The sequence below is a fragment of the Yersinia sp. IP36721 genome, from assembly GCF_003634395.1.
Lineage (GTDB): Bacteria > Pseudomonadota > Gammaproteobacteria > Enterobacterales > Enterobacteriaceae > Yersinia > Yersinia entomophaga.
In genome coordinates this window covers 17,447-30,055 of record NZ_QCZL01000023.1, presented here as the reverse complement: position 1 = coordinate 30,055, position 12,609 = coordinate 17,447, and the positions used below count along the sequence as shown (strand labels likewise).

Below are 12,609 nucleotides of genomic sequence, written 5' to 3'. Positions count from 1 at the left end.
ACTCGCGATTATTGAATAATGCATCGGATGCTGAGATGAATATAAAATTGCAGTTGTACAGTTTTTTTATTTTATTCGGATTTTTATGGTTTCCGACAATTTGTTTAGCGGAAAATAATAGTTTTATTGATATGAACCAACGTGCGGTTAGTTTACTTGAACCGGTCAAGCGTGCGGTGGTTATTCCAATACCGGCAGCGTCATTACTGGTTAGCCTTGACCGTAGCACTCAGCGTCTGGCCGGTATTCATCCTTTTGCCAAAGTTGCCGCGCAGGAAGGCATGCTGAGCCGCATGTTTCCTGAAATCGATCTTTTACCCAGTGACACAGTTGGTGCGGGTTTTACTCCCAATATTGAAACCTTACTGGCCGCGCAGCCTGATTTAGTCTGGCAATGGGGGCATTTGGGCGATGATATTGTTACGCCTATTGAGCTGGCGGGGCTAAAAGTGGCGTTAATTTTGTATCCGTATCACGACGATAGCCGGATGCAGCAGTGGATAACACTGATGGGACGCTCCATTGGTCAGAATGAAAGGGCGCAGCAAATAATTGCCTGGCGTCAGAGAACGTTAGCTGAAGTGACACAAAAAGTGGCGCAAATTCCGCAGCAACAAAAAGTCAGAGTACTTTATCTGTCGCGCTTCCTTTCAGAAATACACACCATCGGTAAAACCTCCCACACTAACAGCGATATTCAGCGCGCAGGTGGGCTGAGTATTACTGCGGATTTTGGCGGCGCTCGCACCATTAATCAGGAACAAATTATGGTGTGGAATCCAGACGTTATTTTATTGGGCAATTTTGAGCCTGGGCTTCTCCCTCGTCATATTTATCAAAGCCCGGCCTTAGCTGAAGTGGCTGCAGTGAAAAATAAGCGCGTCTATAAAATCCCTATCGGCGGTTTTATCTGGGATGCGCCTAATCAGGAAACGCCGCTGTATTGGCAGTGGCTTTCCATGGTGTTTTACCCCGATAAGATTTACTGGCCGCTGCGTTCGGAAATTGTTCGCCAGTATGATTTTCTTTATCGCTATCAGCCTACAGATAAGGAGTTGGATAGCATTCTGCAAATGGACGCTAATAACGTGACGAAAGAATATAGCCAACGTTTCAAGGACAGAGAATGAATATTTCCAGCCGTATATATGGACGAAATAAATTTTTCTGGTTAATAACTCCGGGTCTATTGCTGGCCGTCATGTTGCTTGCATTGTGCTCCGGACGTTATCCGTTATCCGCCGGGAAAGTCCTCGCTATTCTGGCATCATCCTTTATTTCAACAGAAAGTCTGGCGGAGTTTGTTCAATGGACACCTATTGAACAACGCGTGGTGGAGTTTATTCGTTTGCCGAGAATGCTTATTGCGTTGCTGACCGGCGCGGGTTTATCGGTTGCCGGAGCTGCGCTTCAGGGGATATTTCGTAACCCGTTGGTAGGGCCGCAAATTATCGGCGTATCCTCAGGTGCGGCTTTGGGAGGCGCATTAGGAATAGTTTTATTTTCCTCGCTGATGATGATTTCCGGCCTGGCTTTTATTGGCGGCTTTTTAGCTATTTTGCTGGTTTATTTTCTCAGTCGCAGTAGCGGAGCCTCCAGTATTTTGATGCTGATTCTGGCCGGCGTGGTGATTAGCGCCTTTTTCGCCGCGTTAATTTCTTTAGTGACCTATTTTGCCGATCCGAATAATACCTTGCCGGCGATTGTTTTCTGGCTGATGGGAAGCTTTGCCACCGTGACATACCACAAGCTAGCCTTGGCTACTTTACCGGTACTTTGCGGTTTAGCGCTGCTTTATGCTCTGCGGTTCCGTATTAACGTGCTATCGCTGGGGGATGAAAATGCCGCCGCGCTGGGCGTGCCGGTGGAGAAAGTGCGTTGGCTGGTGTTGATTTCTGTTGCGCTGATTACTTCTGCCACCGTAGCCGTGGCTGGCACTATTGGTTGGGTCGGATTAGTGGTACCGCATATTGCCAGAATGCTGGCTGGTCCTGATCATCGCCAGTTGCTGCCTGCCTCGGCAATCATTGGCGCAATTTATATGATGGCGATCGATACGCTTTCCCGCAGCGTGAGCAGTGCAGAAATTCCCTTAGGTATCATGACTGCCTTGATAGGAGCGCCGGTGTTTGTCTGGCTGCTGCGGCAAACTCAGCAGAAAGGATGGACTCATGATTAATATCGATCGGTTGACGTTAATCCGAGGAGAAAAAACGCTGTTTGAACGACTTTCCCTCCAGATAGAGCAAGGCAGCGTAACCGCTATTCTGGGCGCGAATGGACGAGGGAAAACTACGCTTTTACGCCTGATCATGGGCGCGATTAAGCCCACTTCGGGCCAGATTTCCGTTGCTGCGAATATTGGCTATGTTCCGCAGCAGGAAAATGCGGTTTTTCCTTATAGTGTCAGAACTATGGTGATGCTGGGGCGAGTGCGACACATGGGCTGGTTTGCTTCGCCAAACCGGCGCGATAGCGAAGTGACTCAGCAATGTCTGGATTGCTTCGGGCTGTCGCCGTTGGCGGATAAACCGGTGAATCAGCTAAGCGGAGGCGAGCGGCAGTTGGTGAGTATTGCTCGTGCGTTGGCCAGCGAGCCTGAGATTCTGATTCTGGATGAGCCTGCTTCGGCGCTGGATCTGGCAAATCAGGACAAAGTGCTCAGCGGGCTGCGGGATTTATCCGCCCGTTTGGGGATGACGGTGGTGTTGACTACTCATTCTCCGTTACACGCGCTGCATATTGCCGATCGGACTTTGTTGCTTTATCCGCAGACTGACGGGGAAGACACGCAGGTAGCAGAGCAAACGAAGGGCGTCGCCTTTGGCCTAACGCGGGAGGTGGTAACGGATAAGAATCTGACGCAGCTTTATCAGTTGCCGGTACACGTAGATAAGTTGGATTTTGCGGGAAAAACTCGGGATATATTTATGCCGTTGTTTAACTGATCCAGCGTGTTCTGTCGGACATAAGCCCGGTAAATACCGGGCTTGAGAGGTTTAACCGAGTTTTTGCAGCGTTTGCTCCAATGCCTGACGCAGTAATTCTCGATCGTGACGATAAGGAATATCCTTAGCTTCCAGCGGCTGCTGAGTCACGATACGATCTTGTACACCGCTAGTGTCTACCGTTGGGCTAACCACTACCGCATCAATCATTTTACGACCGATTTTGCTTTCCATCATCGCCAGCTTGTCCTGTAACGTCAGAGCGGCGGCGGCCACGCTGAGTTCCTTACCAAGATTACCAATGTAAATCATGCTGGCGGAGCTACGGCGCAACGCCTGAGTTAAATCATCCAGCAACAACAACGGCATCAGGCTGGTTAAAAAGCTGCCGGGGCCGATCAAAATCAAATCGGCCTGACTAATGGCTTCAATGGCTTCTCGCGTAGCGCTAACGTGGGGAGACAGCGTCATTTCCTGCGGCATATGGGTCAATTGGTCAATATTGACCTCTCCATAAACCGGGTGCCCTTCGTGATCTAACGCCTGTAAATCCACCGGCTGCTCGGACATCGGAATCAGCCAGGCGTCCACTTTTAGCAGGCTGCGCAGCAGATTGATGGCTTCCATCGGCCTGACGCTCAAGTGATCCAGCGCCTTTAACATCAGGTTTCCGAGATTATGGCCGGATAATTCACCATTACCGCTAAAACGGTACTCAAACATGGCAGAAGCAACGCTGGGTTCAGTAATCAACTGGTTCAGGCAATTTCGGGTATCACCCCAGGCAATACCGCCTTCAGAGCGGCGAATTCGGCCAGTAGAACCACCGTTATCGGTGGTAGTGACGATTCCTGTCAGGCGTGATCCTAATGGAGAAAGGGCTGACATAACCCGGCCTAAACCGTGGCCACCACCGAGTGCAACGACTCGATCCAGATCGGCTAATGTGCGATTTCGCATAAGTTTCCTATCGATTTGCCCCAACCCGGTTTATTTATCAACCAAAGGCATAAAAATTTGCCATAAGTTAACGGATTTATGGCAAAAACGCGATAAAAGCCGCAGTTTCCGTGATATTGGACAAGAATTTATCCCGCGAATGATTTAGCTTTCAAACCTCGTTTCATGGTCTGCTAAGTCGTTGTATATAAAAATATATAGCGCAAAGACCCGATTGGCTATCCCGACGTTTTAGCGCTAGAATCCTTGGGAAAACCACGGTTTCTCCTGACAGTCTTTGGGCCGTCGCTGAAATCAAACTCCTAGCCTCTGTGTCTACGTTGCTCACGCAATATGATGCTTTGGCCGTGGCATTGAGCCACCAGGGTGCGAGGTAGAAATGCCTGCATCTCCCGTATTTGGAAAGGTGTTATGGTACCGCAACTGACCGACGCATTTGCGCGCAAGTTCTATTACTTGCGCCTATCGATTACTGACGTGTGCAATTTTCGTTGCACCTACTGCTTGCCCGATGGTTATCAACCCAATGGGGTGAAAAGCTTTCTGACGCTGGATGAAATTCGGCGCGTCAGCCGCGCTTTTGCCGAATTGGGGACGGAAAAAATCCGTCTGACCGGCGGCGAACCTTCCATGCGACGCGATTTTACCGATATCATTGCTGCTATCCGTGAAAATCCGGCGATCCGCACGCTGGCGGTGACGACCAATGGTTATCGTCTGGCTCGCGACGTGGCGGCGTGGCGCGATGCGGGGCTGAGCGCTATCAACATTAGTGTCGATAGTCTCGATCCGCGCCAATTCCATGCCATTACCGGGCAAGATAAATTTCATCAGGTCATGCAGGGCATTGATAAAGCCTTCGAAGTCGGTTTTGAGAAAGTCAAAATCAACGCGGTATTGATGCGTGAAGTCAACGATCGCAGCCTGAAAGCCTTTCTGGACTGGATAAAACCGCGCCCGATTCAATTGCGTTTTATCGAACTGATGGAAACCGGTGAAGGGAGCGAGCTATTCCGTAAACACCATGTTTCCGGCGGAGTGATTCGCCAGCAGCTACTGGAGCAAGGTTGGGTGCAGCAAGACCGTGCACGAAGCGACGGCCCGGCGCAGGTTTATCGTCACCCGGAATATCAGGGTGAGGTCGGCTTGATTATGCCGTATGAAAAAGATTTCTGTGCCAGCTGTAACCGCCTGCGCGTATCTGCCATCGGCAATCTCCATTTATGTTTGTTCGGCGAGCAGGGGATTCCTCTGCGGGATTTATTATCCGGCGATCTGCAACAGGACGAACTGAAAGAACGTATTCAAAGCGCGTTGCAAACCAAAAAACAGACTCATTTTCTGCATCAAGGCAACAGCGGTATCACGCAGAATCTCTCTTTTATTGGCGGTTAACGCGTTGGCGCATTGCGCTATATCAGGAGTATTTATGACCCAATTAACTCATATTAACGCCGCCGGCGAAGCCCATATGGTGGATGTTTCTGCCAAAGCCGAAACCGTGCGTGAAGCCCGCGCGGAGGCGTTTGTAGAAATGCAGGCCACGACGCTGGCGATGATTATTGATGGTAGCCACCATAAAGGCGATGTGTTCGCCACGGCGCGCATTGCAGGTATTCAGGCGGCGAAGCGAACCTGGGAGTTGATTCCCCTGTGTCACCCATTGATGCTGAGTAAGGTGGAAGTCAATTTGCAGGCTCAGCCAGAGCACAATCGAGTCCGAATCGAATCTTGCTGTCGTTTGACCGGTAAAACCGGCGTAGAAATGGAAGCGTTGACGGCCGCTTCGGTCGCCGCATTAACCATCTACGATATGTGTAAAGCGGTGCAAAAAGACATGATTATCGGCCCTGTGCGTCTGCTGGCGAAAAGCGGCGGGAAATCCGGTGATTTCGAGGTAACAGTATGATTCAAATTCTCTTTTTTGCGCAGGTGCGCGAGCTGCTCGGCACCGAGAGTTTACAGCTGGTGGCGGAATATCCTACGGTGGAAGCGTTGCGCCAGGCTCTGTGTCAGCGTGGTGACCGCTGGCAGCTGGCTTTGGACGAAGGAAAATTGCTCACGGCGGTGAATCAATCGCTGGTCAGTTGGGATCATCCGCTGTCTGCTGGAGATGAAGTGGCCTTCTTCCCGCCGGTAACCGGAGGCTGAGGATGGAAAATACTCGCATTCGCGTCGGCGCGGAGCCATTTAACGTCGGTGATGAATATCAATGGTTGGCTCAGTGTGGCGAGGACGGCGCCGTCGTGACTTTCACCGGCAAAGTGCGTAACCATAATTTGGGCGATAATGTTAGCGCGCTGACGCTAGAGCACTATCCGGGGATGACGGAAAAAGCGCTGGGAGAAATTATCGCCGAAGCCCGTGAGCGCTGGCCGTTGCAGCGAGTTTCGGTGATTCATCGTGTGGGATCGCTGTATCCTGGCGAGGAAATTGTGTTCGTTGGCGTGACCAGTGCTCACCGCAGTGTGGCCTTTGAATCAGCAGAGTTCATCATGGATTACCTGAAAACTCGCGCGCCATTCTGGAAGCGCGAAGCGACTCCCGCGGGTGAGCGCTGGGTCGAATCTCGCGATTCTGACCATGAAGCGGCCAAACGCTGGTAAACTCATGTAAATAATGCCCTAAAATGCCTATTTTAACTCCTAGGGGGCGGGCTGTTTTGTGGTAATCTTAGGACCAGGTGGGCCGTCAAGGACGGTCTGTATCATTGTTCACATGCAGAAGGTAATTACCATGGGCCACTATCCACGCTCTAATGGTTCGATTGTCGAACGTGCTAACACAGGCATTCAGGCATATATGGCGCAGGTATATGGCTGGATGACCTGTGGTCTGTTATTAACCGCCTTTGTGGCTTGGTATGCGGCGAATACGCCGGCTATCCTCCACTTTGTTTTCTCTAGCCAGATTACGTTCTTTGGCTTGATTATTGCTCAGCTTGGTCTGGTATTTGTTATTTCCGGTATGGTTAACCGCCTGAGCGGCACCATGGCCACCAGCCTGTTTATGCTGTATTCAGCGCTTACCGGTTTAACGCTTTCCAGCATTTTGATCATGTATACCGGCGCTTCTATTGCTAGCACATTCATTATTTGTGCTGGGATGTTTGGTGCCATGAGCATTTACGGTTACACCACCAAACGTGATTTAAGCGGTATGGGCAGCATGCTGTTTATGGGGCTGATCGGTATCGTGTTGGCCTCACTGGTTAACATATGGCTGAAAAGCGACGCGTTAATGTGGGCCGTGACTTACATCGGTGTTGTGGTGTTCGTTGGCTTAACCGCTTACGACACGCAGAAATTGAAAAATATGGGCGCTCAGTTGGACGCTAACGATAAAGACGGTTTCCGTAAGTATGCCATCGTTGGTGCGTTGACCCTGTATCTTGATTTCATCAACCTGTTCCTGATGTTACTGCGTATTTTCGGCAACCGTCGTTAATTTGGGTGATTGAGGGCAGCGTCAAAACCATTCATACGTTACGCTGTGATTGAAAGACAAAAAGGCCACCTTATGAGGTGGCCTTTCTTTTGAATGACAACGGCCATTTGAATGACAACGGCGGTGATATTTTTTCGATGATTAGTGTTATCTATCAAATTGTAAATCAGAATAGTTCCGCTCTTTTCCCCTCATTTCAATAGCCACATCTTGCCCATCAGGCAATTTTACGTCTGAACATCCCGTAAGCGGCGCTGCCCGTTGTCGCGGTAATCACCAATAAGGGCCACAGGCTGTGCCAGATAATATCGAAGCTGGCATCCTTCAGGTAAATCTGTTTGGTGATATCAGTAAAGTGGCGGATAGGATTAATCCAGGTGATGTTTTGTAGCCACACCGGCATATTTTCCACCGGCGATACATAGCCGGAAAGTAGTATGGCAGGCATCATAAACACGAATACCCCGATAAATGCCTGTTGTTGAGTCGAGCACAGCGATGAGATCAGCAAGCCAAACCCGACCAGCGATAGCCCGTAAATCAGCATGGTGCCGTAGAATAGTGCCAGCGACCCGGCAAAGGGAATTTGGTAGAAGAAAATGCCGATAAATAGCACAATTGAGGCCTGAAAAGTCGCGACAATCAGCGCTGGCACCGCTTTACCGATAAATATCTGCCAGGTGGTAAGCGGTGATACCAACAGCTGATCTAGCGTTCCCTGTTCCCGCTCACGTGCTACCGACAGCGAAGTTACTATCAGCACGCCGATGGTGGTAATCATCGCAATCAATGACGGAACCACAAACCATTTATAATCCAGATTCGGGTTATACCAATTTCGTACTACCAGTGCGCTGTTATTCGGTTTTATCTGTCCCTGCGTCAGCTCGTCCTGATAATTTTGAATTATTTGCTGAATATAATTGGCCGCTATCTGGGCACTGTTGGAGTTACGTCCGTCCAGAACTAGCTGCAATGGCGTGGTGTGTCCGTTGGCTAAATCGGCGCTGAACTGCTCGGGAAAACGGATCAGTAATAGTGCGCGCTGGTTATCAATCGTTGGTTGGATTTCCTGCGGGCTATGGAGCAGCAAAACGTTAGAGAATGCCTTCGCCTTGGCGAAACGCTGCGTCAGTTCAATTGATGCTTTTCCGCTGTCTTCGCTATAAATAGCGATGGTAGCATTAGTCACTTCTAGCGTGGCGGCGTAGGGGAACAGCACCACCTGTAAAATAACCGGCATAATCAATATTGCCCGGGTTTGCGGCTCCCGCAGCAAAGACTGCAATTCTTTGATAATCAAAGTATAAAGACGATGAAACATCATAGCTCCTTGCTCAGTCGAGTCGGCGTTGGGTTTTCCACGCCGTCAGGCCGATAAACACAATGGCCGAAGCGATCAGGAATAACAGGTTAATCCACAGCACTGTGCCGATATTTCCGGCTAAAAACAGGGTTTGCAGGCTGCTGACGAAGTAACGAGCGGGGATGATATAAGTCACGGCCCGGACTATCGCAGGCATACTATCGATCTCAAAAATAAAACCGGACAACATAATTGATGGCAGAAATGCCGCATTCAGCGCCACCATGGCTGCGTTAAACTGGTTGCGAGTCACGGTAGAAATCAGCAGCCCCATGCCTAAAGTGCTGGCCAGAAACAGGCTGGTCATGACGAATAAAATCCACAGAGAGCCGCGATAAGGCACCCCGAGGATAAATACCGAGACCGCCATACACAGCACCATGGCGATCATACCGAGGAAGTAGTAGGGAATAAGCTTGGAAAGCAATAGCTCGCTACGCGTAACCTGCGTGGAGAGCAGGGCTTCCATGGTTCCGCGCTCCCATTCGCGGGCAATCACTAGCGAGGTCAAAATAGCCCCGATTACCGTCATAATAATGGTAATCGCACCGGGAATAATAAAGTGCTGGCTAATTGCCGCTGGGTTAAACCAATAGCGCAACTGCACATCAATCAGTGGTGCGTTGGTTTGCCCTAGATTTTGCGATTGTTGTTGCTGCCAGATTTGCCAAATTCCTTGCGCATAACCTTGCACAAAGTTGGCCGTATTAGGCTCGCTGCCGTCGGTAATCACCTGAATTGGAGACGTATCTAATGGGCGATCCAGCCGTTGGGCAAAATCATTGGGAATAACGATCAGCCCGCGAATTTTCCCTGCTTGCATTGCCTGAATCAGCGCCTGACGGTTATCGCTGATTTGGGCGGCAATATAAGGCGAGCCGGTAAAGGCGTTGGCCAAATCCTGTGCCGGCTTGCTTTGCTGCTCCATCAAAATGCCGACATGTAGTTTGCTGGAATCCAGATTGATACCGTAGCCGAATATAAAAAGCAGCATGATTGGGATGACAAAAGCGATCAGGCCACTACTGGGATCGCGTAAAATTTGTCGGGTTTCTTTGCGGCACAACGCTCGCAGGCGTCGCCAGGAAAAACCGGTATCCTGATAGGTTTCGCTGTTATCTATCGGAGCGGCAGGGTGCTCAGACATGGCTCTGCTCCTTATCGTAGTTTTGTACTAACTCGATAAATGCCTGTTCCATGGAAGGATTAGGGTTATCGTCGCGGGCGACCTGCTGTTTCAGCTCATCTGGCGTTCCGGCGGCGATGATTTTCCCACGATAAACCAGACCGATACGATCGCAATATTCTGCTTCATCCATAAAGTGCGTGGTGACCATGACGGTGACGCCTTTGTCAACCATGCCATTGATATGTAACCAGAATTCGCGGCGAGTCAGAGGGTCGACCCCGGACGTGGGTTCGTCCAGAAACAGAATGTCTGGTTCATGCATCAGTGCGCAAGCCAGTGCCAAACGCTGTTTAAACCCTAGCGGCAGAGAATCCGGCGTTTGATTGAGAATCGACGTAAAGTTAAAGGCTTCGGTCATATCACGGATTTTATCCCGCTGTACCTTGCCTTGCAGGCCATAAACACCGGAGAAAAACTTCAGATTCTGCGCGACGGTCAGGTTGCCATACAGCGAGAATTTTTGTGCCATATAGCCCAAATGCTGGCGTGCCTTGCCTGAACTGGTTTTCAAATCCATGCCCAGTACCAGCGCTTTACCTTCACTGGGAACCAATAGCCCACACATCATTTTAAATGTTGTAGATTTCCCCGCCCCGTTAGGGCCGAGCAGCCCAAAGATTTCACCGCGTTTTACCTGAAAATCAACGTGATCTGTTGCGGCAAAATCGCCAAATTTTTTCGTCAGCCTCTGAGCTTCAATCACGGTTTCAGTGTGATCGCCGCTGACCGTCGGCATGATTTTCGCTAAAGCGGATTCACTTTCTGGCCCACCGCCGAGCAGATCGATAAAAGCATCTTCAAAGCGCGGATCGGCCTCTTGAATCTCAGTGGTTGGCTGGTTTAACTGCTGCAAGAGCTGTTGGCGATCGGCATCGGGTTTAAGAATCAAACGGACATATTTACCCTGAATGACTCCGTCGCTGACCAGCGGTAGCGTTAATGCCCGCTGTAACAGTTTTCGGTTGGTGCCGTTTTGCGCCGACAGCAGAATAGTGCGGCCGCTCATACGTTGGGTAAGATCTTGAGGTGCACCGCTGTATAGCAATTTACCTTCGTTAAGCAGCAGCACCTCACGGCACTGTTCGGCTTCATCCAGATAGGAAGTACTCCAAAGAATCAGCATGCCGTCACTGGCCAGTTCGTGCACCATGCGCCACAGTTCTCGGCGGGAAATAGGATCAACCCCCACGCCCGGTTCATCCAGCAGTAAAACCTGAGGTTGGCCGACCAAAGTACAGGCTAAACCGAGTTTTTGCTTCATCCCTCCGGACAGTTTTCCGGCTAATCGATCGGTAAAGCGCGTCAGATCGGTAAAGCTGAGTAGACGATCAAAAGTCTGACGTCGTTGCTCGCCGGTGACACCGCGCAGGTCGGCGTACAGCGTCAGGTTCTCCATCACCGTCAAATCTTCGTATAACCCGAATTTTTGCGGCATATAACCAAGAATTGAATGCAACTGGCGATCGTTTTTAATTGGGTCCAGACCTACCACTGAAAGCTGGCCACTGCCGGGTTTCAACAGTCCGGCTAGCATTCTCAGCAGAGTGGTTTTCCCTGCGCCATCCGGGCCTACCAATCCGGTAACTGCACCGCTGCGTATTTCCGTGGTTAAACTGGCCACGGCCGGATGATCCAGTCCAGGGAAGGTTTTCTCTACCCCATCCAGAGTAATCAAATGCTGTACTTCAGCCATGACAATGCCTCTCGATTAAGGTTGTGAGAAGCGAATAGTCACCGGCATACCCTGACGCAATTCTTCATCGGCATCGGTAACAATAATGCGCAGGCGATAGACCAGATCGGTGCGTAAATCGGGCGTTTCAACGGTTTTCGGGGTGAATTCCGCGGTTGGAGAAACGAAACCTATCTTACCGTGATACGGCTTATTGGGCCGACTGTCGGTATACACTTCGATTTCCGCGCCCGGTATTGCCTGACCTAAATGGCGCTCATCCACATAGGCGCGAATCCAGACCGGAGTGGTTAACGACAGGGTGAATACGGTGTTGCTGGCAGACAAAATGGTGCCCGGTTCAACGGCCCGGGTCAAAATAGTCCCGGCAGAAGGTGAGGTTAGCGTGGTGTCATACAGGTTTAATTGAGCCTGCGCCAGCTCAGCTTCCGCCTGTGCGACATTGGCTTCAGCCTGAGCAATTTCCTGCGGGCGATTGCCGCTCAGGAATTGGGCCAGTTTATCTTTGGCCGCTTGCAGCGCAGCCTGCGCCTGATTACGTGACGTACGCGCATCTTCCAACTCGTTAGCGGAGGTGGCTTTTCTTGACCACAAACCCTGCTGACGTTTTAAATAGCTATCGGCGTAGTTAAAGGCTGCTACTTTTTGCGCCATTTCGGATTTTACCTGTGCGATTTCCTCCGCTCGATAACCGGCTTTCAACAGCGCGAGCTGCGCTTGCGCGCTGGCAAGATTAGCCTTCGCCTGATTTAACGCATTGTTATACGGGCCCTCATCCAACTGACCAAGACGTTGACCCGGCTGGATTTTATCGCCTTCATCGACATCCAGTGAGGCCAGACGACCGCCGACACGGAAGCCCAGATTCACCGTGCGAATATCAACGTTGCCATACAGAGTGAGCGTTCCATTTTGCTGTTGGCGATAGTAGCTCCATCCATATAGTGCCGCCGCAATGACGGCGATAACGACGACTATCACTGCAATACTCTTGCGATTCATAACA

At 50.5% G+C, this 12,609-nt stretch carries 13 protein-coding genes and 1 riboswitch; of the genes, 8 read left to right on the top strand and 5 right to left on the bottom strand.

What is annotated here, in order from left to right; all coding sequences use genetic code 11:
- The first annotated feature begins 131 nt into the window (after nt 1-131).
- The 3 genes from DBA33_RS16265 to DBA33_RS16255 are packed head-to-tail and all read left to right on the top strand — an operon-like array spanning nt 132 to nt 2,948.
- Entirely contained in the window at nt 132-1,130 is a 999-nt protein-coding gene (locus tag DBA33_RS16265) for an ABC transporter substrate-binding protein (protein ID WP_120806833.1), read from the top strand.
- A complete protein-coding gene (locus tag DBA33_RS16260) occupies nt 1,127-2,179 on the top strand; it encodes an iron ABC transporter permease (protein ID WP_064512602.1) in 1,053 nt (350 codons plus the stop codon). Before DBA33_RS16265 ends, DBA33_RS16260 begins: the two co-directional genes overlap by 4 nt.
- Nucleotides 2,172-2,948 (top strand): ABC transporter ATP-binding protein, encoded by a 777-nt coding sequence (locus DBA33_RS16255; protein ID WP_120806823.1) that lies wholly within the window; start codon nt 2,172-2,174, stop codon nt 2,946-2,948. Before DBA33_RS16260 ends, DBA33_RS16255 begins: the two co-directional genes overlap by 8 nt.
- 51 nt (nt 2,949-2,999) lie before the next feature.
- Here DBA33_RS16255 and yvcK read toward each other — a convergent pair whose 3' ends face one another.
- Nucleotides 3,000-3,908, bottom strand: a complete 909-nt coding sequence (gene yvcK / locus DBA33_RS16250; RefSeq protein ID WP_064512606.1) for a uridine diphosphate-N-acetylglucosamine-binding protein YvcK — start codon at nt 3,906-3,908, stop codon at nt 3,000-3,002.
- A gap of 287 nt (nt 3,909-4,195) precedes the next feature.
- Nucleotides 4,196-4,333: riboswitch (molybdenum cofactor riboswitch) on the top strand.
- On the opposite strand from yvcK, the gene moaA reads away from it, so the two are divergent.
- The 5 genes from moaA to DBA33_RS16225 all read left to right on the top strand — a co-directional run bounded on the left by moaA (nt 4,320) and on the right by DBA33_RS16225 (nt 7,355).
- Nucleotides 4,320-5,303, top strand: a complete 984-nt coding sequence (moaA, locus tag DBA33_RS16245; RefSeq protein WP_120806822.1) for a GTP 3',8-cyclase MoaA — start codon at nt 4,320-4,322, stop codon at nt 5,301-5,303. Its footprint overlaps the riboswitch before it by 14 nt.
- A gap of 34 nt (nt 5,304-5,337) precedes the next feature.
- The gene (moaC, locus tag DBA33_RS16240; protein WP_064512609.1) at nt 5,338-5,817 is read left to right on the top strand and encodes a cyclic pyranopterin monophosphate synthase MoaC; all 480 of its coding nucleotides are present in this window, start codon (nt 5,338-5,340) and stop codon (nt 5,815-5,817) included.
- A complete protein-coding gene (gene moaD, locus DBA33_RS16235) occupies nt 5,814-6,059 on the top strand; it encodes a molybdopterin synthase sulfur carrier subunit (RefSeq protein WP_064512611.1) in 246 nt (81 codons plus the stop codon). The genes moaC and moaD overlap by 4 nt, the downstream gene beginning before the upstream one ends.
- Before the next feature lie 2 nt (nt 6,060-6,061).
- Nucleotides 6,062-6,514: a molybdopterin synthase catalytic subunit MoaE gene (gene moaE, locus DBA33_RS16230; protein ID WP_064512613.1), complete on the top strand. Its 453-nt coding sequence runs from the start codon at nt 6,062-6,064 to the stop codon at nt 6,512-6,514.
- 130 nt (nt 6,515-6,644) lie between these two features.
- The gene (locus DBA33_RS16225) at nt 6,645-7,355 is read left to right on the top strand and encodes a Bax inhibitor-1/YccA family protein (protein WP_064512615.1); all 711 of its coding nucleotides are present in this window, start codon (nt 6,645-6,647) and stop codon (nt 7,353-7,355) included.
- A gap of 217 nt (nt 7,356-7,572) precedes the next feature.
- On the opposite strand, the gene DBA33_RS16220 is transcribed toward DBA33_RS16225, so the two are convergent.
- From DBA33_RS16220 to hlyD, 4 genes are read right to left on the bottom strand one after another with little or no spacing between them, the layout of a single operon-like run.
- Complete coding sequence (locus DBA33_RS16220) at nt 7,573-8,679, bottom strand: ABC transporter permease (protein WP_064512616.1); 1,107 nt, start codon at nt 8,677-8,679, stop codon at nt 7,573-7,575.
- Between the two features lie 13 nt (nt 8,680-8,692).
- Nucleotides 8,693-9,868 (bottom strand): ABC transporter permease, encoded by a 1,176-nt coding sequence (locus tag DBA33_RS16215; RefSeq protein ID WP_064512617.1) that lies wholly within the window; start codon nt 9,866-9,868, stop codon nt 8,693-8,695.
- The gene (locus DBA33_RS16210) at nt 9,861-11,603 is read right to left on the bottom strand and encodes an ATP-binding cassette domain-containing protein (RefSeq protein WP_064512619.1); all 1,743 of its coding nucleotides are present in this window, start codon (nt 11,601-11,603) and stop codon (nt 9,861-9,863) included. The genes DBA33_RS16215 and DBA33_RS16210 overlap by 8 nt, the downstream gene beginning before the upstream one ends.
- A 15-nt stretch (nt 11,604-11,618) precedes the next feature.
- Complete coding sequence (hlyD, locus tag DBA33_RS16205; protein ID WP_120806821.1) at nt 11,619-12,605, bottom strand: secretion protein HlyD; 987 nt, start codon at nt 12,603-12,605, stop codon at nt 11,619-11,621.
- Nucleotides 12,606-12,609 lie beyond the last annotated feature (4 nt).

Excerpts from the sequence above, each read along its gene's own strand:
- DBA33_RS16265 (WP_120806833.1), top strand. The coding sequence starts at position 132 with ATGAACCAACGTGCGGTTAGTTTACTTGAACCGGTCAAGCGTGCGGTG.
- DBA33_RS16260 (WP_064512602.1), top strand. The coding sequence starts at position 1,127 with ATGAATATTTCCAGCCGTATATATGGACGAAATAAATTTTTCTGGTTA.
- DBA33_RS16255 (WP_120806823.1), top strand. The coding sequence starts at position 2,172 with ATGATTAATATCGATCGGTTGACGTTAATCCGAGGAGAAAAAACGCTG.
- yvcK (WP_064512606.1), bottom strand. The coding sequence starts at position 3,908 with ATGCGAAATCGCACATTAGCCGATCTGGATCGAGTCGTTGCACTCGGT.
- moaA (WP_120806822.1), top strand. The coding sequence starts at position 4,320 with ATGGTACCGCAACTGACCGACGCATTTGCGCGCAAGTTCTATTACTTG.
- moaC (WP_064512609.1), top strand. The coding sequence starts at position 5,338 with ATGACCCAATTAACTCATATTAACGCCGCCGGCGAAGCCCATATGGTG.
- moaD (WP_064512611.1), top strand. The coding sequence starts at position 5,814 with ATGATTCAAATTCTCTTTTTTGCGCAGGTGCGCGAGCTGCTCGGCACC.
- moaE (WP_064512613.1), top strand. The coding sequence starts at position 6,062 with ATGGAAAATACTCGCATTCGCGTCGGCGCGGAGCCATTTAACGTCGGT.
- DBA33_RS16225 (WP_064512615.1), top strand. The coding sequence starts at position 6,645 with ATGGGCCACTATCCACGCTCTAATGGTTCGATTGTCGAACGTGCTAAC.
- DBA33_RS16220 (WP_064512616.1), bottom strand. The coding sequence starts at position 8,679 with ATGTTTCATCGTCTTTATACTTTGATTATCAAAGAATTGCAGTCTTTG.
- DBA33_RS16215 (WP_064512617.1), bottom strand. The coding sequence starts at position 9,868 with ATGTCTGAGCACCCTGCCGCTCCGATAGATAACAGCGAAACCTATCAG.
- DBA33_RS16210 (WP_064512619.1), bottom strand. The coding sequence starts at position 11,603 with ATGGCTGAAGTACAGCATTTGATTACTCTGGATGGGGTAGAGAAAACC.
- hlyD (WP_120806821.1), bottom strand. The coding sequence starts at position 12,605 with ATGAATCGCAAGAGTATTGCAGTGATAGTCGTCGTTATCGCCGTCATT.